Origin of the sequence: Peribacillus sp. R9-11, assembly GCF_031345095.1 — a bacterium.
Classification (GTDB): domain Bacteria; phylum Bacillota; class Bacilli; order Bacillales; family DSM-1321; genus Peribacillus; species Peribacillus butanolivorans.
The window spans coordinates 3,748,868-3,766,808 of the sequence record NZ_CP133763.1 but is presented as its reverse complement, the minus strand read 5'-3'; the positions used below and the strand labels follow the sequence as shown (position 1 = coordinate 3,766,808).

Genomic DNA, 17,941 nt, shown 5'->3' with positions numbered 1-17,941 from the left:
AGTTAAGGCTTCACAAAGAGAAAGAGCTCTTTTGTCTCTTTGAAGTTAAACCAATCTGGCTTTCCCTTCGAACTACTAAGCAGTTTGTTTGATTAAAGAGGATGGAAAACATTTTTATTCGGGATAATCGATTAATTTGAATGAGGCTTTTTCAAAGAGGGAGAACCTTTTTCGCTTGCATAAGTGGGAACTCTCTTTGACGCTGCCTCATTTCTTATTAATCGTTAGTTTTAAGTCAGGAAGGTGAGCTATCATGCATTTGTACGGAACCGGTCGTGTCAATGATCGTGGACATCTTGAGATTGGCGGAGTGGACACAATCGAATTGATTGAACAATTTGGAACGCCATTATATGTTTATGATGTAGAGTTAATTCGCGAGCGTGCTAGAGGATTCAAGCGAACATTTGAGGAATTGGGTATTTCTGCTCAAGTCGCCTATGCGAGTAAAGCTTTTTCTTCGATTGCAATGATCCAGTTGGCTGATCAAGAGGGCCTATCACTCGATGTCGTCTCAGCGGGAGAATTGTATACAGCAATTAAAGCAAATTTTCCAACTGAACGTATTCATTTTCATGGGAACAACAAAAGTGAAGAAGAGCTACATATGGCCTTGGATTATAAAATCGGCTGTATTGTAGTCGATAATTTTTCAGAGCTAACATTATTAGAAGAGATTTGTACACAGCGAGAACAAAAAGTGAAAATTCTTCTTCGTGTGACTCCAGGTATTGAAGCCCATACGCATGATTATATCTTAACAGGGCAGGAAGATTCGAAATTTGGCTTTGATCTTATTAACGGTCAGGCTGAAGAGGCCCTTAGACAAGCGCTACAAAGCAAGTGGATTGAAGTACTAGGACTGCACTGCCATATTGGCTCACAGATCTTTCAAACGACTGGATTCCTGCTTGCCGCACAAAAAATTATAAGCAAGCTTAAAAATTGGCATAAATCATTAGATTTCCAGCCAAAGGTATTGAATCTTGGAGGCGGATTTGGAATCAGATATACCGAAGAGGACGACCCGCTTCCAGCTTCTCAATATGTAGAAGAAATCGTTAGGGAAGTGCAGAACCTGGTTGCTAATTCTGATTTGGAGATGCCGGAAATTTGGATTGAACCTGGCCGTTCATTAGTCGGCGACGCTGGTGTGACTTTATATAAAGTCGGTTCTGAAAAGGAAGTACCTAATGTTCGTAAATATATAGCAGTTGATGGTGGTATGAGTGATAATATTCGCCCAGCTCTATATGAGGCAAAGTATGATGCAATTCTTGCCAATCGGCCGCTTGATCCAGTAGAAGAAACAGTGTCCATTGCTGGGAAATGCTGTGAAAGCGGAGATATGTTGATTTGGGATTTACCTTTGCCAAAAGCAGGACGAGGTGATGTATTAGCTGTCTTTTGTACAGGGGCATATGGATATTCCATGTCCAATAATTACAACCGGATTCCGAGGCCTGCTGTCGTCTTCGTCGAAGATAGAGAAGCTCGTTTAGTCATTAAACGCGAAACCTTCGAAGATCTTATCCATTTGGATTTGGCACTTCAGGAAGCAGCCGTTACGAATAAGGATTAAGAAAAGAGGATGGCTATGCCATCCTCTTTTCTTATCTAAATCAGTTAAAAAATGATTTGATTGCGTCTATTAAACTATTGAAAACCTCTTTCAATTTATCTAAAAATGATTGTCCTTCTTCGGATCCAAGGAAATTGGACAGCTTATCTTTTGCTGCTGTCAGCTGATCACCAACAGCGTTCCAATCAATATTCAATTCTTTTAGCTTATTAAATAAATCAATCAAACTTTGCTTTTGATCTTCATTTAAGTCAATTCCCAGTTCATTTGCAGACGATTCGACAACCTTACGGACTTCTTCAGTCGTAGTCGGTGGATTTTCAGCCATTCCTTCTTTGATTTTTGTTACGAGTGCAGAGGCTTCCTCTGTACCGATTTCATCGCCCAATTTAGCTGTCTTCACCATTTCTTCATTAGCAGCTTGCTTCACATCCTCCGGAATTGTTTTATCGGAAGAAATCTCATACGCTTTTATTACTCCTGTTAAAGCAGCTGTACCTGAAACTGGTATCGGTGCAGTGACATAGACGGTGGCATCTTTTACTCCAGCAGTCGCCAGAGCATTGATATACATTTCATCAGTAACCCAGTTAATATTTTTCGACTCCAATTTAATGCCAGTACCTTTTTCTTCTAATGTAATAGCAGAGGATGAAATCGCTTTTGTGCCAATTAGCCGGCTAGCAATATAATCCCCTAAATATTCATGTTCCTCTGCATTGGTAACCGTTAAAACCTCAACGTCATCAGGAGCTTTCATTTCTGACAATAGCATACTTTTTTGTTCTTTTGTCAAATTTTCCCCTAGTGTGACGATCATTTCACCAACAGCCGCGTCCGCAAAGGCTTTATATGGCAATAATAGGCATAATAAAATGGTCACAATGACCCATTTTTTCATTTTTTTCATTGTTATCCTCCTTAACATTTCCTGCTGAATTGGATTCTTTTATTTAAAGAGCACCGCTTTAAATAAAAGTTTCATAGTATTGGACGAACCAAAAGGTAAAAAAGATACAGATTAATAAAAAATATTTATTTCGTCCAAAATAGCTAATGTTCTTACTAAGGACGAAAAGTGATTGTATCCTTGTCTAATATACCTGTGAGATATGCTATGAATCCTAAGTTTACTTTATCAATGTAGTAAAATGAATGCAAGATTGCAAGGGGTATTTGTCAGATTGTGCTAAGTTATAGTAAAATGAATTCGTTATTTAAATATTTAGACCATTGAATAAAGGGAGTATGGGATGAGGAAAAGTAATAAAACTCTTTTACTTATGATGCTTGTTATCGCTTTGATGTGGGGAATCGTATATTGGCTGTTCATCGCGTAGCACATAGGAGATCTATAAATCAAGTGCTGAAAGTGATGTTGAAACAAAAGAAAATTTTATGTATGATGGAAATGTTATAAGTGGGGATTATTATTCAAAGCGAATTAATTAGAAACAGGTAGATAATAAAAACGTTATTTAGTAACGAGGGATATTATGTTGATTAAGTATAAGAAAAGTTATGAGAAGTTTGCCATGGGATTATTATCTTTCATGCCAAATGAAAAAGAGATAAAAGTGCTTCGGAATACGATGAAGAATTACGAAACAGATGAAAATCTACAGTTGTTCTTATGGAAAGATGAAGAGATTATAGGCTTGATCGGAATAGAAGTCTCTCCAAATCACATTGAGATTCTACATATATCTGTAAATCCATCTTTTCGAAAGCAAGGTATCGGTAAAGCAATGGTCAGGGCTCTAAAGGAGCAATATCCTGACAAAGAAATAAAAGCAAATGAATATACGGAAAGCTTCCTAGACAAATGTGAAGAAGCTTAGATCATGAGAGCAAGAATAGAGGACCACTCTTAAGAGTGGTCCTCTATTCTTGCTCTTCGGAGGGATAGTTGTCGAGCTCTTTCTGAAATAACATCTGAACGGTCACGCTTTAGATGCTTGTCTATTAATGATAAATTAGCCATGTCGCTATCTGTGCACCATACGTATCCTTCCTGACTGCATATGGCTTGGCATTGTACAATCAACTCTTGATCCGTTATAGGAAGGTTGATGCTTTCATATGGTTTTTTAGACAACATACGTGCATGGGTGTTCTGAAGCAAATTAAGCAGTTCTTCGTGATCGAGGCCAAACAGTTGCAGCTCTACTTTTTTCGAACGGAGATTGTCAATGGCTTTAGCAAGGGTCCTTGTAGCACCTTGTTTGTTGCCTCTACGGTCGTGATATAGGGCAACTGCAATTTGAATCAGCCCGACCCAGTGCGAGTCACGCTCTTTTGGTGCAGTATCCTTCCAGTATTCTTCAAGAATTTCGTGACATTCAAAGTAATCCCTAGTGCCATGAAAATGGACAAGGAAAGACAGGTAGTCTTCCGGGTAATTCAATATGAGCACCCCTTTTGTTTGGTAGGTTCATTTAAGGTAGAAAAGCCATTTTAAACAGCTTTACACCGGGCGTGTTTACTCTCTTTAGTTTATCACAAAAAACACCCTGGAAAATAAGGAAAGCTGATTGCTATGCAATCAGCTTGATTCATCAGTCTTCAATTAACACCAAGAAGCACCGACAATAATTAACAAAATGAACAATACTACAATAAACGCAAATCCGCCGCCATGCCCAAAACCCATAATAAGTTCCTCCTTTGTTCTGGTATTCTTACATTCCTAGGTTATGTTAATTTTACAAATGTGATTGGGCACTGACCCAATAAACACAAATCCCTCTTAAGAACTTTTCTAAGTGCCAAATTATTATTATTGGATAAAGGTCGGTAATCCACTATACTTGATTAGTAAAAGAAATAGGCCAAACATTGGCCAATTAGATTTAAATGGGGTATTTTTATGGGTTATAATATTAAAATTGATGCTTTTGAAGGTCCGATGGATTTACTCCTTCATTTGATAAACCGTCTTGAAATAGACATCTATGATATTCCAATGGCTGATATCACAGAGCAATATTTAGGCTATATTCATACGATGCAGCATCTTGAATTAGATGTGGCCAGTGAATATTTAGTAATGGCTGCGACACTACTTGCTATCAAAAGTAAAATGTTGCTACCCAAGCATGAAGATGAACAATTGATTGATGAAGATGGAGAACTATTTGAAGAAGATCCACGGGACGAGCTTGTGGAAAAACTATTAGAATATAAAAAGTATAAAAATGCTGCAGAAGAATTTAAGGGGTTGGAAGAAGAACGAAGCTTGATGTTTACAAAACCGCCGAGTGATTTATCTGTTTATGTAAAAGAAACGGAAAATGAAAAACAAGAGTTGAATATCAGTCTATACGATATGTTGGGCGCTCTACAAAAACTACTGCGAAGGCAAAAAATTCAAAAGCCCCTATATACAAAAGTGACGAAACAAGAGATATCAATTGAAAAACGCATGGATGAAATCATGATTGAGTTACAATCATTTAAAGGGAAAAAAAGCTTTTTTGAGCTCTTTTCACAACCGGTTAAGGAGCATATCGTCATTACTTTTATGGCGGTATTGGAACTAATGAAACAAAATGAAATAATCGTTGAACAAGAAGATAATTTTTCGGAAATTATGATTGCAGCTAAGGAAGGTGTAGAACCAGTTGGAAGTTATTAATTGGAAGGGGATTCTTGAGGCATTATTGTTTGCTGCTGGAGATGAAGGCCTCTCAGTCAAACAAATTGCCTCTGTCCTAGAAATTACAGAATATCAAGCAACAGACATCATTGAAAGCTTAAAGGAAGAATATATATCGGATGTACGAGGGGTTCAAGTGATTGAAATAGCAGGTGTGTTTCAAATGACTACAAAAAAAGAACACTCGGATTATTTAAAAAAACTTGTAGAAACTTCAAGTACTCAAGGTTTATCACAGGCTGCTTTGGAAACACTCGCAATCATCGCGTATAAGCAGCCAATTACGAGAGCTGAGATTGATGAAATTCGCGGTGTCAAAACGGAACGGCCGATTCATACACTTGTCACTAAAGTGTTAATAAAAGAGGTCGGACGTGCTGAGGGGTCTGGTCGGGCTTATTTATATGGGACAACGAAAGAGTTTTTGGATTATTTCGGTCTAAACTCAATTAAAGAATTACCGCCACTCTCCGATAATTCAGAAGAAAGCTTCGAAAATGGTGAAGCAGATTTGTTTTTTGAGAAATTTCAACAAACAATCGAATAACATTTTTCTTTAAATTGTGATAATATAGAAAAAACTGAATACGGGGGGATTTCGGGTGCGAATTGTAGCATGCAATGGATTTGGACTTGAAAAAGAAAAGTCCAATTCTCCGGAGGAATTTTTTAACCGATCCGTTATAGAATACATAAAGGATGGAGAAGAAAAGACACTGAATGTGCTGTATCTTCGTTATTTTGATGAGATGGTCGCTCGGTGGACTCCATATTCCACCAATCCTTTATTCAAAAGTTTCGACCGAGATATTTATATGGCTGATATCATTGCAATGGTTTGCCTTTTCAAAGACCCGAATTTGGCTAGCCGAAAACGTTTATATATTAATTCAGAAAAAGAGTTAGCTGGTTATTTCGAAAATATAAATTTTGGAAAATTGGAGAAAGTGTTTATATCTATTGACCAAGCTAAACCATATGATATTAAATCAAATGTAGATTTTAATATTCTTTCATAATCATTTTGAGGAGGGTTCACGGTTGGGGAATACATTGGTAAAATCTCAGCTTGAGGATGTAAAAAGCTTTTTAGAAACGACAGTAGCTCAGTTAGAAGAGTTTATAAATGAGACGACCTATTCTAAGCTTCAACAGGAAAAAAGCGGGGAAGAAAGTTATTATAAAGGAATCCTCTCTAGTTTAAGAAGAATGCTTGTAAGTTGTGAAGAGGGTTTAGAAGCTTGCCAAATCGTCCTTAAAAATGAAGTTTTTAATAAAGCTGCAGCTGAAAAGACGCTATATAGAGTGTATCATCAATGTATAGAAGAATATTTTTCCCCAAAATCGGACCGTTGGTTTGAAGACAGCCGATCTGCCTATACGGGAAAAAACTCGATTAAATTTCATCAAGGTGTACCGGATAGCATTATATCTATTTTGAAATCTGTAGAAAGTGGATTTCAGACCATGCGAGAAGAATTAGAGTATTATGAAACGGATTACCGGACGAAAATGTTACAGTCAAGATAAAGAAACAGCGAGGCTTAATAGGCCTTGTTGTTTTTTTTGTTTATAAATGGAATCTTCGCTTATTCGTAACATAAAATACTCTGATGATTTATGTGTAAGTAGGTTACAGGGGGGTTGAAAGATGTCTGATGTAAGACAGTATGCAAAAGAGGTAAGTGATTGGATTGATGAAATAATGGCATACCTTGAGAGAATAGATATCACCGATTCGACAGTGTTGGCAAACATTGAAAGGCTTTCCCAATGGACTAATGATCTCGTTGCAGAGGAAATAGATTATGAGAATATGGTCTTGATTGAAGAAGAGATGGCTCGGGTCTACGAAGAAATTGAAGAGATAGCTAGAGATCTCGGTACTCAGCAAAGACAAACTCAATCTCAATCTGTACCAATTGGAAAACATACGCTTCCGCCGCTACCTTATGCCTATAATGCGTTGGAACCGACGATTTCAGAGGAAATCATGTACCTTCACCATGATAAGCATCACCAAACTTATGTAGATGGTCTGAATAAAGCAGAATTAATGATGAAAAATGCCAGGGAGACGAAGGATTATTCATTGTTGAAACATTGGGAAAAGGAAGCAGCCTTTCATGGATCCGGGCATTATTTGCATACAATATTTTGGGAAGGGATGATTCCAAGAGGCGGCGGCCAGCCAAAGGGAGACTTACTTAAACAGATTGAGAAGGATTTTGGAAGTTTCGCAGCATTTAAAAATCACTTTAGTGAAGCAGCTAAACAGGTTGAAGGTGTTGGCTGGGCGATTTTAGTCTGGGTGCCACGTGCGCGTAAACTAGAAATTCTTCAATCAGAGTTGCATATGATTTTAACACAATGGGATACGATTCCAGTACTTGTATTAGATGTGTGGGAACATGCATATTACTTACAATATAAAAATAATAGAGCTTCTTATGTGGATAAATGGTGGGACGTTGTAAACTGGCCCCAAACAGCATTACGGTTTACCGAAGCGAAAAAGCTTACTTGGAAACAACAATAAGGGATAAAATATATGTTCTACCAAAAACGAATTGTTTTGAGTTGAAGGGCCGAGCCATTATGGTTCGGCATTTTTTCGTTTAAAAGGACAGTACAGATTAGTTTTTTGGGGTTAATTAGGAATAATGTGGGAAGTATATGAAGGATGAAGTAAATTGTATGGATGAAATCGACAATTGATTCTCATTTGGAATTTATTATTTTATTGAAAAGGAGACAATATCATCTTTCGAAATAATTAGGATAGTTGTTATTTTTAACCTTGATATAACATTGAAGATGTGTTAAATACGCTATTTTAAAGTACAATGCGGTTTATAAATTGTTTAATGTATATCAATATAAAAACTGTGACTAATTTGTGAACTTAAAAATTATTAAGGTATATTTATTGACTAGTTTCTATTTAATAATTATTATAAATAGGAGCAGATTAAAAAATATATCTATTGGAGGAATTTATTATGTCATTGATTAATAAACAAGTTGAAGATTTTAAAGTACAAGCTTACCATGCAGGAGAATTCAAGGAAGTAACATTAGATGATGTTAAAGGAAAATGGGCAGTATTCTTCTTCTACCCAGCTGACTTTTCATTTGTATGTCCAACAGAATTAGCTGATCTTCAAGACAACTATGAAACATTCAAAGAAATTGGTTGTGAAGTTTACTCAGTTTCAACAGATACTCATTTCAGCCACAAAGGATGGGCTGATGCTACTGATACAATCGGTAAAATTCAATATCCAATGTTAGCTGACCCAGCAAATGTTTTATCTCGTCAATTCGGTGTATTAATCGAAGAAGATGGTTTAGCTCTACGTGGAACTTTCATCGTAAACCCAGAAGGACAAATTAAAGCATACGAAGTGAATGATTTAGGAATCGGTCGTAATGCTGAAGAACTTGTGAGAAAAGTTCAAGCTGCACAATTTGTAGCAGAACATGGTGATAAAGTTTGCCCTGCTAAATGGACTCCAGGTGAAGCTACTCTTGAACCAAGCTTAGATCTAGTAGGTAAACTTTAATCTTTTGAGGATATAATCCAATTCGTTACTGGACACTATCTACACATTGATTACGAAGACAATTCGTTTGACAAGATTCTAATGACAAAAGGCACTTACCTAAAATAAGTGCCTTTTGTTATTCAAAATAAACTGTTTTTTAGTAAGTATTATTATTCAGCAAGGAGAACAACTATGGAAAAAATACATGATTTAATAATTATTGGTGGTGGTCCTGCAGGTCTTTCTGCGGGTGTATATGCAGGTAGAGCTAAAATTAAAACAATAATTCTTGAAAAGGGTACAGGTGGCGGACAAGCTGCAACAACATCAGAAATTGCAAACTATCCTGGTATTCGTCATATTTCAGGCCCAAGGTTAGTTGAAGAAATGAAACTTCAAAATGAAGATTTTGGAGTGGAGTTTGCCAAAGCTGATGTAACAGGAGTGGATTTCTCTGGTGAGGTAAAGGTCGTTAAAACGCTTAGTGGGGATTACCATGCGCGCGCTGTAATAATTGCAACTGGCGCCTCTCCAAGAACACTTGGATTCCCAGGGGAAGAAGAATTTACTGGTCGTGGAGTAGCTTATTGTTCAACCTGTGATGGCGAATTTTTTGAAGGGTTGGAAGTTTTCGTAATTGGGGCAGGATATGCAGCAGCTGAAGAAGCTATCTTCCTGACTCGTTTTGCTACAAAAGTCACAATCATTGCCAGGGAATCAAGCTTCTCATGTGCTCCTTCTATTGTTGATAAAGTAATGGCAAATGATAAGATTGAAGTGAAATTCAATACAGAAATCCTTGGGGTATATGGGGATGGAATGATTCAAAGTGCCCGCTTCATCAATAACGTTACCAAGGAAGAGTTTGAGTATGAAGCGAAGAAAGAAGACAGTACGTTTGGAGTATTCGTATTCATTGGTTACGAACCGAAAACAGAGATTTTCAACGGCCATATCGAAATGGACAGTGCTGGTTACATTCTCACAGATGATGATATGAAAACGAATGTGAAAGGTGTATATGCAGCTGGCGACTTAAGACCAAAATCCTTGCGTCAGATTATTACCGCTGTTTCTGACGGAGCGATTGCAGCAACGGATGCAGGTAAATACATTGCTGAAGAAAAAGATCGCTTAGGTATTAAAGATGAGCCTGCTGTTGAAAAACCTGAGAAAAAAGAACAGGCTGCTGTTCCAGCAGGGAAGAGCCCTCTATTAAGTGACGCACTACGCGGTCAATTAAAGGGAATCTTCGGCAAGATGGAAAGCGATGTAACGTTGGTATCTATTGTAGACGAAAGTTTGCCAAAATCAGTCGAATTGCGTGATTTCTTGTTGGATGTTGCTGAATTAGGTGACAAACTTCATCTTGAGTTATATAACAAAGGTGAAAATAAGGAAATCGAAGAAAAAATCAATGCTGATAAGTTCCCAGTTGTCTCTCTAATAAATTCGAGAGGTGAATACAGTGGTGTCAAATACCATGGTGTACCAGGCGGTCATGAGTTGAATTCCTTCATTTTAGCTATTTATAACCTAGCTGGACCTGGTCAAGCGTTGGATTCAGTTGTTTTAAATTCGATTAAATCAATCAGTAAAAAAGCGAACATTAAAGTTATGGTATCATTGGCATGTCACTACTGCCCAGACGTTGTAGTGGGTGCACAGCGTATTGCTATTGAAAACCCTAACGTTGAAGCTGAAATGGTCGATATAAGTAATTTCCAGGAAATCAAGAAAAAATATAAAGTAATGAGCGTGCCGGCTATGATCATCAATGATGAAGAAGTAGTATTCGGTGCAAAGAAAATTGATGAAATCGCTGCATTGTTAGTATGATAGAACGCTAAATCGATAGGGGGACATCTCATGTCCCCTTATCGATTTTTTTTTTGGGTTCAAACATGGATCCGAAATTCACTCTACCTAAAATTTAAAATGATTCTCCTTTCATACTCCTCAATAGTGGGAGGAGCATTTGGATTTATCTTGATATGTTCTAGTACATGGGTAAATTTGTATAATGTCATTTAAAGTTTTATATGAAAAAGCCCTTTTAAATCCTAGGATCTTATAGATATTCACATTCTTTTTATTCATAACCCTTGTCCCTTTGCATAAACTTGTACAAAAACAAGTTAAGAGACGAGGGGGCACTCATGCGTTTTCTATATAAAGGGTTATCAGGTTTGTTTATTATCATTCTCCTTTTGTCTTTTCTAGCACCGGTACAAAGCGCTAATGCTAACGTAGCCGTTAGTGCCCACAGCGCGATATTAATGGATGAGGAAAGCGGAAGGGTCATTTATGAGGTGAATGCTCATGAAAAAAACCGTATTGCCAGCATCACGAAAATCATGACGGCTATACTGGCTATTGAATCGGGAAAAATGGGGGAAACAGTAAAGATTAGTAGTAATGCCTTCGGGACTGAGGGTTCTTCCCTTTATTTGAAAGAAGGAGAAAAGATTAAGCTTGAAGATTTGGTTTATGGATTGATGTTACGTTCGGGGAATGATGCGGCAGTCGCAATCAGCGAAAAGGTGGGCGGGAGCCTTGATGGCTTCGTCTGGATGATGAATCAAAAGGCAGAGGAAATCGGTATGAAGAATACTAATTTCTCAAATCCGCATGGTTTGGATAATACGAATAACCATTATTCAACAGCATATGATATGGCTTTACTGACTCGTTATGCTATGCAAAATAAAACGTATGCAAAGATTGCCGGTACTAAGGTGCACCGAGCACCTAATTCAACAGAACAATGGGATTATGTCTGGAAGAACAAAAATCGACTTTTGACACAATTATATGAGTATTGTACAGGGGGGAAAACAGGGTTTACCAAACTGGCAAAGCGTACCCTGGTCACGACGGCTACAAAAAACCAACATGATCTAATAGCTGTAACATTGAATGGTCCCGACGATTGGAATGATCATATTCAAATGTATGAATCCGCTTTTAAAGAATATAAGCCAACTGAAATTTTACCTGAGGGCTTGGTAAAAGATATGAAAAATAAAACGTATAGAGGCCATGTATATATTAAAAACGATTTTTCGTATCCACTCACGAAAGAAGAAAGAAAACTGGTCAATGTGAAAATGAAATTGTTGAAACCACAGAAGGCTTGGAAAGATAAACGAAAAATTCCTGAAGTAATTGGCAAAGCTTCTATCTATCTCGATGGAAAAAAAATCGGTTCACGTTCAATTTTTTATGGTGAAACAAAAGAAAGCTTCAAGCATCAATCCTTTCAATCTACCTGGGCTGAGCTATTTGAAGCAGTATTAGGAATCAAAAGCAATGGTTAATTATATTTGGGTTGGAATGACCGTGATCGGCATCGTATTTGGGATGATAAATGGAACGATGGATCAAGTGAATGAAGCTCTTTTTGTCAGTGCTAAGGAAGCAGTCACCCTTTGTCTAGGGTTGATGAGTATTTTGGTTTTTTGGCTGGGGTTAATGAAAATAGCGGAAGAATCCGGACTGCTCGATAAGTTTTCCAACTTGTTCAGACCATTTATGAGGTGGCTATTCCCAGAGGTCCCACCCAATCATCCAGCAATGGGATATATATTATCGAATATGATGGCAAACACATTTGGACTGGGGAATGCAGCCACGCCTCTTGGTATTAAAGCCATGGAGCAGTTAAAGAAACTTAATGGAGGAAAAGCAACGGTCAGCCGCTCGATGGTCACCTTTTTAGCGATAAACACATCAAGCGTTACACTTATTCCAACGACTGTCATTGCGATTCGAATGAATTATGATGCTCACTCCCCGACAGATATCGTATTTCCTACTATTATCGCCACGGCCATTTCAGCGGTTGGAGGGATTGCGATTGATCGATATTTTTATTACAGGAGAAAAAGGAACGGGAGGGAATAGGATGTTGCACTGGATGACCACCATTTCAATTTGGATGATACCGCTTTTGATTCTAACAATATTACTTTACGGGACATTGAAAAAAGTTCCTACCTATGAGACCTTCGTCGAGGGGGGGAAGGAAGGAATTAGCATGTCCTTTTCCCTTATACCTTTCTTAGTAGGAATGCTTGTGGCCATTTCCGTATTTAGGGCATCGGGGGCACTGGATTTTATTGTACATTTATTAAATCCATTGCTTGCCCTGCTTCATTTTCCAGCAGAGGTTTTACCACTTGCGATAATCCGCCCGATATCAGGTACGGCAGCTTTAGGAATGACCAGTGACTTAATTTCAGTTTATGGGCCGGATTCCTTCGTTGGGCGCTTAGCTGCCACCATTCAGGGTAGCACAGATACCACATTCTATGTTTTGACCGTTTATTTTGGAGCTGTGGGAATCAAGAAAATGGGTGATGCGCTCAAGGTTGGTCTATTAGCGGATCTAATCGGAATTGTAGCTGCTGTTGTCGTTGTAACTCTCGTATTCGGAATGAAATAAAAGTCACGGAAATGGATCATTCCATTTCTTTTTTTTGTCCTTATACGTAAACTGTTTTTTTTCAAAAGGCCAACAAGTATTTTTTATTAAAATCAAACCTTCATCAAAAGATACATTTTTTTGTATGGAAAAATAAGCTATGTTACACTCATTATGGAAACCAACCCATTTAACCGTCTGTATAATTGGTGTAATAATAAAAGATAAGCTCTTAATCACGAAAAACCTTTTGTTTTTGCCTCTCTATATGTAATAATTGTATGATTGTGTATGTATAGACAATAACAAACGAATGATTATACTATGGGGTGAAGATAGATGGAACGATTACAAAAGGTGATAGCTCATGCTGGACTGGCTTCCCGTCGTAAGGCAGAAGAGTTGATTTTAGAAGGTAAGGTAAAAGTGAACGGCAAAGTAGTGAAGGAATTGGGTGTGAAGGTCGGTCCTAATGACAAGGTTCAGGTTAATGAAGTCCCACTTGAAAAAGAAGCTCCGGTTTATTTCTTATTTTATAAACCGCGTGGTGTTATATCTGCAGTTTCGGATGACAAGAATAGAAAAGTTGTAACGGACTATTTCCCTTACATTAGTGAACGGATTTACCCAGTTGGCCGCCTGGATTATGATACTTCTGGTTTATTGCTTTTAACGAATGATGGTGAGTTTGCAAACACGTTAATGCATCCGAAACATGAAGTAGATAAAGTGTATGTGGCAAAAGTGAAAGGAATGCCATTACGTGAAAGCTTGAAAAAGTTAGAAAAGGGAATCAAATTGGAGGACGGTAAGACAGCTCCAGCTAAGACTAGGGTTCTGTCAACCGACAAAAAAAAGCAAACGGCTATTGTGGAAATCACTATACACGAAGGAAGAAATCGACAAGTCCGCCGGATGTTTGAAGCAATTGGTCATCCTGTAATTAAATTGAAGCGGGAACAATATGGCTTTTTAACTTTAGCAGGTTTAACTGCTGGTGACTCCCGTGAATTGACTCCACATGAAGTCAAATTAATGCGAACTTTAGCAACAACCGAGCCTAAACAACGGAGAATGTAAGAAAGAAGTTATCCCGTATTAATAGGTTGAAACCACTACCCCATTCTTCTAACTAGAGGGATAGGTGGTGGAAAACAACCTGTAAATACCCTTTCTTTCCTAAATCGGAAAAGAGTGTCACAAAACCTTCGGAAATGTAAAAAATATGGACATAGTGTTAAATGGTATGATGGTATGGTTAAATTTTAGTGTTGCCTTAGGAGGATTTCTATGGATAAAAAAAAGCGACGCCTAGTTAGCAGAACCATCATTCTTCTGCTGTTAGGTGCAGCTTTAGTGTTTGCCCTTTATACAAACTTCACTAAAGAAAAGAATGAAAGTCTTCGAAAAGGATCAGATGCACCTAATTTCGTTTTGACGGATATGGAAGGCAAAGAGCATAAGTTGTCCGACTATAAAGGAAAAGGTGTCTTTTTGAACTTTTGGGGTACATATTGTAAGCCATGTGAATATGAAATGCCTTATATGGAAAGTCAATATAAAAACTACAAAGACCAGGGCGTTGAGATATTAGCCGTGAATGTTGGGGAATCTGACTATGCTGTCAACAATTTTATTGCAAAACATAATCTTACCTTTCCTGTCATGATCGATAATGGTAGTAAAGTAGAGAATGCATATCGCGTGGATATTTTGCCGGTCACCTTTTTGATTGATAAAGAGGGAGAAGTGGTAGATATCATTACCGGAGCTTTGACAGAAGAGAGCATCCAAAAGCATATGGAGAGAATTAAACCATAATATTGGGGAGTTTTTGACATGAATGAAGTAAAATGCGATTGTGGTCATGTAAATCCGTTTGGTACAAAAATTTGTGGTAAATGCGGGATGGTACTTGGAAACGAAAAAGAAAACAAGCTTATTGATATGCGATATGAAGGTAGTGCCAGACGCTCACAAACTTATAAAAAAACAATCATTGATAAGATATGGAACTTTTTTTCTTCCGTTAAGGTAGGAGTGACGCTCATTGTCATTGCCTTAGTTGCTTCAGCGATTGGTACAATATTGCCACAGGAAATGTACATCCCTTCGACTGCGACGCCAGCAGAGCATTATGAATTAGAATACGGCTGGTTCGGAAAGGTGTATTATGAACTTGGATTTCATAATTTGTATAGTTCATGGTGGTATTTGATTATTATTGGCATGTTAGGCATATCACTTTTGATTGCCAGCATTGATCGCTTTTTTCCTTTATATCGTTCATTGAAGAAACAAGGAGTCACACGTCATGACGGTTTTATGAAACGTCAGAGAATTTATGGAGTGACAAAGCTGGATGAACAAGATATCGACCTTGAAGATGTGAAAAAAAGATTGAAAAAGCAGCGTTATCATATACGAGAGGAAAGCGGTAATATTCTTGCTGAAAAAGGCCGTTTTTCACGTTGGGGACCCTACGTAAACCATATCGGACTTATCATTTTTTTAATTGGGGCGTTATTGCGCTCTGTCCCCGGGATGTATATTGACAAAGTTCTCTGGCTCCGAGAAGGCGAGACGAAAGAAATTCCGGGTACAAATGGGGAATATTATCTCCAGAATAATGGGTTTACCTTAGAGGTGTATGACAAGGAAAATAAAGAGGATGAGCAATACAGTGCTGCAATAGACAAAACCGGTACAATAGCTAAAACCTATCAATCCGATGTCACACTATACGAGGCTCAGAGAGAAACGATACCTGGGGAAAAAGTGGACCTTGATAAGCTCAAAGATTTTAAAATTAAAGTCAATGAACCTTTGAAACATGATCATTATGCTCTCTACCAAGTGGACTATAAATTAGATGAACTTAGTACGATGGCTTTTAATTTAATTAATAAAAAAACCGAAGAGAATTATGGAAGCTTGAAGGTTGATTTGAATAACCCTCAAAAGAAATACGAATTAAATAAGGGATATTCAGTAGATTTAATCAGTTACTTCCCAGATTTCGAGTTCGATGAAAAAGGCCACCCAAGAACGATATCGAAGATTCCGAATAATCCGGCATTTATCTTTAAAATGTACACACCGGATAAACCAGATGGTGAAGTTAGTTTTGTTGCGATAAAAGAGACTGTGGAACCATTAGGTGAAAATACATATAAAATGGCTTTTAATGGTGTAGAAACTAAAGATGTCACTGCTTTGACGGTTAGAAAAGACCTTACACTGTGGATTTTGTTCACAGGCGGAATCATTTTTATGGTAGGTGTTGTCCAAGGTTCATATTGGAATCACCGACGTATTTGGATTAAAAGGAAAAATGAGGAGATATTAATTTCCGGCCATACAAACAAAAACTGGCACGGTATTAAAAGGGATATAAAACATGCGATAGAATCCACTTCTCTTTGCGAACCATCGGATCAACTTGAGGAGGAGAAATCTTCTACTAAGGGGGAAGTTTTAAATGGCTGAATTAAGCAGTAACTTTTTATATGCAGCTTTTATTTTATATCTGATTGCTACCTTTCTATTCGGAGGATCGATTAAGGATAAACGAGGAGCAGAGGAAAAGAAACAAAACAAATGGGCTAAATTGGGGATTATGATTACCATTCTCGGTTTTGCTTCACAAATTGGATATTTTATCACTAGGTGGATTGCTGCCGGGCATGCGCCGGTAAGTAATCTATTTGAATTTACAACCTTTTTCGGAATGATGCTGGTTGGTGCTTTCATATTAATTTATTTCCTTTATAAATTGCCTGCTCTTGGGCTATTTGCCTTACCTATTGCCTTATTAATTATCGCATATGCAAGTATGTTCCCAACAGAAATTTCACCGCTCATTCCTGCACTGCAGAGTGATTGGCTTCATATTCATGTAACAACTGCAGCAGCAGGACAGTCTATCCTTGCGATTAGTTTTATTGCTGCTATAATTTATTTAGTCAAATTCGTAGATCAATCTCAATCGAGCAAACGAACGTTCTGGCTCGAAATCATCATGTACACGTTAGTAAGTACCATAGGTTTTGTCATTATCACTTCAACTTTCGCAGCCATGGACTATAAAGCGAATTTTGATTGGGTCGATAAACATGATGAGCTGGCTAAACAGGAATTTAACCTTCCTGCACTTGTAGGTCCCCATGAAGGGGAACTAACTGATACAGAACGATTTGAACCACTGGTGAACATGCCTGCGATAATTAATGCTAAGAAACTGAATACAGTCATTTGGTCGATGGGAATCGGACTCGTACTTTATGGTCTGATTAGACTGATTTCTCGTAAAAGAGTTGCCGCATTGATCAAACCGATTGTCAAAAATGTAAATTTGAATTTATTGGATGAAATCAGTTATCGTTCGGTTCTTATCGGTTTTCCAATCTTTACACTTGGAGCCCTCATTTTTGCCATGATCTGGGCTCAAGTTGCCTGGACACGATTCTGGGGCTGGGATCCGAAAGAAGTTTGGGCACTGGTTACCTGGTTGTTTTATGCAGCTTTCTTACATTTGCGTATGTCAAAGGGTTGGCAGGGAGAAAAATCAGCATGGCTAGCCGTTATCGGTTTTGCTATTATGATATTTAACTTAATATTTGTTAATCTTGTTATTGCTGGTTTGCATTCGTATGCTTGATTCGGTAATTTAATAAATTAGATTAAGGGGGTCTTTTGGTAGAAACATCGAGGAGAATACTTATCGA

Annotated in this window: 19 protein-coding genes; 16 read left to right on the top strand and 3 right to left on the bottom strand. The window is 37.8% G+C overall.

Annotation, left to right across the window (positions count from 1 at the left end):
• Nucleotides 1–253: 253 nt before the first annotated feature.
• Nucleotides 254–1,582 (top strand): diaminopimelate decarboxylase, encoded by a 1,329-nt coding sequence (gene lysA / locus RE409_RS18240; RefSeq protein WP_201223748.1) that lies wholly within the window; start codon nt 254–256, stop codon nt 1,580–1,582.
• 40 nt (nt 1,583–1,622) lie between these two features.
• On the opposite strand, the gene RE409_RS18235 is transcribed toward lysA, so the two are convergent.
• The gene (locus RE409_RS18235; RefSeq protein ID WP_397443367.1) at nt 1,623–2,492 is read right to left on the bottom strand and encodes a DUF1002 domain-containing protein; all 870 of its coding nucleotides are present in this window, start codon (nt 2,490–2,492) and stop codon (nt 1,623–1,625) included.
• A gap of 586 nt (nt 2,493–3,078) precedes the next feature.
• Here RE409_RS18235 and RE409_RS18230 point away from each other — a divergent pair.
• The gene (locus RE409_RS18230) at nt 3,079–3,423 is read left to right on the top strand and encodes a GNAT family N-acetyltransferase (protein ID WP_201185680.1); all 345 of its coding nucleotides are present in this window, start codon (nt 3,079–3,081) and stop codon (nt 3,421–3,423) included.
• Nucleotides 3,424–3,452: 29 nt separating this feature from the next.
• Here RE409_RS18230 and RE409_RS18225 read toward each other — a convergent pair whose 3' ends face one another.
• Nucleotides 3,453–3,998: a DUF309 domain-containing protein gene (locus RE409_RS18225; RefSeq protein ID WP_309557873.1), complete on the bottom strand. Its 546-nt coding sequence runs from the start codon at nt 3,996–3,998 to the stop codon at nt 3,453–3,455.
• A 153-nt stretch (nt 3,999–4,151) separates the two neighbouring features.
• Nucleotides 4,152–4,235, bottom strand: a complete 84-nt coding sequence (locus RE409_RS18220) for a YjcZ family sporulation protein (protein WP_083450810.1) — start codon at nt 4,233–4,235, stop codon at nt 4,152–4,154.
• A 216-nt stretch (nt 4,236–4,451) separates the two neighbouring features.
• Here RE409_RS18220 and RE409_RS18215 point away from each other — a divergent pair, with 216 nt between their 5' ends.
• The 14 genes from RE409_RS18215 (at nt 4,452) to ccsB (ending at nt 17,874) form a co-directional block, all read left to right on the top strand.
• The gene (locus RE409_RS18215; protein ID WP_056525164.1) at nt 4,452–5,219 is read left to right on the top strand and encodes a segregation/condensation protein A; all 768 of its coding nucleotides are present in this window, start codon (nt 4,452–4,454) and stop codon (nt 5,217–5,219) included.
• Complete coding sequence (scpB, locus tag RE409_RS18210; protein ID WP_053346834.1) at nt 5,206–5,787, top strand: SMC-Scp complex subunit ScpB; 582 nt, start codon at nt 5,206–5,208, stop codon at nt 5,785–5,787. The genes RE409_RS18215 and scpB overlap by 14 nt, the downstream gene beginning before the upstream one ends.
• Before the next feature lie 55 nt (nt 5,788–5,842).
• Nucleotides 5,843–6,259: a hypothetical protein gene (locus RE409_RS18205; RefSeq protein ID WP_201223749.1), complete on the top strand. Its 417-nt coding sequence runs from the start codon at nt 5,843–5,845 to the stop codon at nt 6,257–6,259.
• 22 nt (nt 6,260–6,281) lie between these two features.
• Nucleotides 6,282–6,770, top strand: coding sequence for a YpuI family protein (locus tag RE409_RS18200; RefSeq protein WP_053346832.1), 489 nt, complete (start codon nt 6,282–6,284; stop codon nt 6,768–6,770).
• A 121-nt stretch (nt 6,771–6,891) separates the two neighbouring features.
• Nucleotides 6,892–7,779, top strand: a complete 888-nt coding sequence (locus RE409_RS18195) for a superoxide dismutase (protein WP_201185678.1) — start codon at nt 6,892–6,894, stop codon at nt 7,777–7,779.
• Between the two features lie 463 nt (nt 7,780–8,242).
• Complete coding sequence (gene ahpC / locus RE409_RS18190) at nt 8,243–8,806, top strand: alkyl hydroperoxide reductase subunit C (protein WP_053346830.1); 564 nt, start codon at nt 8,243–8,245, stop codon at nt 8,804–8,806.
• 174 nt (nt 8,807–8,980) lie between these two features.
• On the top strand, nt 8,981–10,627 hold the full coding sequence (locus RE409_RS18185) for an FAD-dependent oxidoreductase (RefSeq protein ID WP_201223750.1): 1,647 nt from the start codon (nt 8,981–8,983) through the stop codon (nt 10,625–10,627).
• Nucleotides 10,628–10,947: 320 nt separating this feature from the next.
• Nucleotides 10,948–12,108 (top strand): D-alanyl-D-alanine carboxypeptidase family protein, encoded by a 1,161-nt coding sequence (locus RE409_RS18180; RefSeq protein ID WP_057217421.1) that lies wholly within the window; start codon nt 10,948–10,950, stop codon nt 12,106–12,108.
• Nucleotides 12,101–12,694: a nucleoside recognition domain-containing protein gene (locus RE409_RS18175; protein WP_201185673.1), complete on the top strand. Its 594-nt coding sequence runs from the start codon at nt 12,101–12,103 to the stop codon at nt 12,692–12,694. Before RE409_RS18180 ends, RE409_RS18175 begins: the two co-directional genes overlap by 8 nt.
• A 13-nt stretch (nt 12,695–12,707) precedes the next feature.
• Nucleotides 12,708–13,235, top strand: a complete 528-nt coding sequence (locus tag RE409_RS18170; protein ID WP_397443436.1) for a spore maturation protein — start codon at nt 12,708–12,710, stop codon at nt 13,233–13,235.
• A 318-nt stretch (nt 13,236–13,553) separates the two neighbouring features.
• Nucleotides 13,554–14,294 carry a 23S rRNA pseudouridine(2605) synthase RluB gene (gene rluB / locus RE409_RS18165; protein ID WP_053346825.1) on the top strand — a complete coding sequence of 247 codons (741 nt, stop codon included), beginning with the start codon at nt 13,554–13,556 and terminating at the stop codon, nt 14,292–14,294.
• A 210-nt stretch (nt 14,295–14,504) separates the two neighbouring features.
• The gene (gene resA, locus RE409_RS18160) at nt 14,505–15,035 is read left to right on the top strand and encodes a thiol-disulfide oxidoreductase ResA (RefSeq protein WP_056525144.1); all 531 of its coding nucleotides are present in this window, start codon (nt 14,505–14,507) and stop codon (nt 15,033–15,035) included.
• An 18-nt stretch (nt 15,036–15,053) separates the two neighbouring features.
• Nucleotides 15,054–16,703: a cytochrome c biogenesis protein ResB gene (locus RE409_RS18155; protein WP_201185671.1), complete on the top strand. Its 1,650-nt coding sequence runs from the start codon at nt 15,054–15,056 to the stop codon at nt 16,701–16,703.
• The gene (gene ccsB / locus RE409_RS18150) at nt 16,696–17,874 is read left to right on the top strand and encodes a c-type cytochrome biogenesis protein CcsB (RefSeq protein WP_056525138.1); all 1,179 of its coding nucleotides are present in this window, start codon (nt 16,696–16,698) and stop codon (nt 17,872–17,874) included. The genes RE409_RS18155 and ccsB overlap by 8 nt, the downstream gene beginning before the upstream one ends.
• Nucleotides 17,875–17,941: the final 67 nt, after the last annotated feature.

Coding starts and splice junctions, on each gene's coding strand:
- lysA (WP_201223748.1), top strand. CDS start 254: ATGCATTTGTACGGAACCGGTCGTGTCAATGATCGTGGACATCTTGAG.
- RE409_RS18235 (WP_397443367.1), bottom strand. CDS start 2,492: ATGAAAAAAATGAAAAAATGGGTCATTGTGACCATTTTATTATGCCTA.
- RE409_RS18230 (WP_201185680.1), top strand. CDS start 3,079: ATGTTGATTAAGTATAAGAAAAGTTATGAGAAGTTTGCCATGGGATTA.
- RE409_RS18220 (WP_083450810.1), bottom strand. CDS start 4,235: ATGGGTTTTGGGCATGGCGGCGGATTTGCGTTTATTGTAGTATTGTTC.
- RE409_RS18215 (WP_056525164.1), top strand. CDS start 4,452: ATGGGTTATAATATTAAAATTGATGCTTTTGAAGGTCCGATGGATTTA.
- RE409_RS18195 (WP_201185678.1), top strand. CDS start 6,892: ATGTCTGATGTAAGACAGTATGCAAAAGAGGTAAGTGATTGGATTGAT.
- ahpC (WP_053346830.1), top strand. CDS start 8,243: ATGTCATTGATTAATAAACAAGTTGAAGATTTTAAAGTACAAGCTTAC.
- RE409_RS18185 (WP_201223750.1), top strand. CDS start 8,981: ATGGAAAAAATACATGATTTAATAATTATTGGTGGTGGTCCTGCAGGT.
- RE409_RS18180 (WP_057217421.1), top strand. CDS start 10,948: ATGCGTTTTCTATATAAAGGGTTATCAGGTTTGTTTATTATCATTCTC.
- RE409_RS18175 (WP_201185673.1), top strand. CDS start 12,101: ATGGTTAATTATATTTGGGTTGGAATGACCGTGATCGGCATCGTATTT.
- RE409_RS18170 (WP_397443436.1), top strand. CDS start 12,708: ATGACCACCATTTCAATTTGGATGATACCGCTTTTGATTCTAACAATA.
- rluB (WP_053346825.1), top strand. CDS start 13,554: ATGGAACGATTACAAAAGGTGATAGCTCATGCTGGACTGGCTTCCCGT.
- resA (WP_056525144.1), top strand. CDS start 14,505: ATGGATAAAAAAAAGCGACGCCTAGTTAGCAGAACCATCATTCTTCTG.
- RE409_RS18155 (WP_201185671.1), top strand. CDS start 15,054: ATGAATGAAGTAAAATGCGATTGTGGTCATGTAAATCCGTTTGGTACA.
- ccsB (WP_056525138.1), top strand. CDS start 16,696: ATGGCTGAATTAAGCAGTAACTTTTTATATGCAGCTTTTATTTTATAT.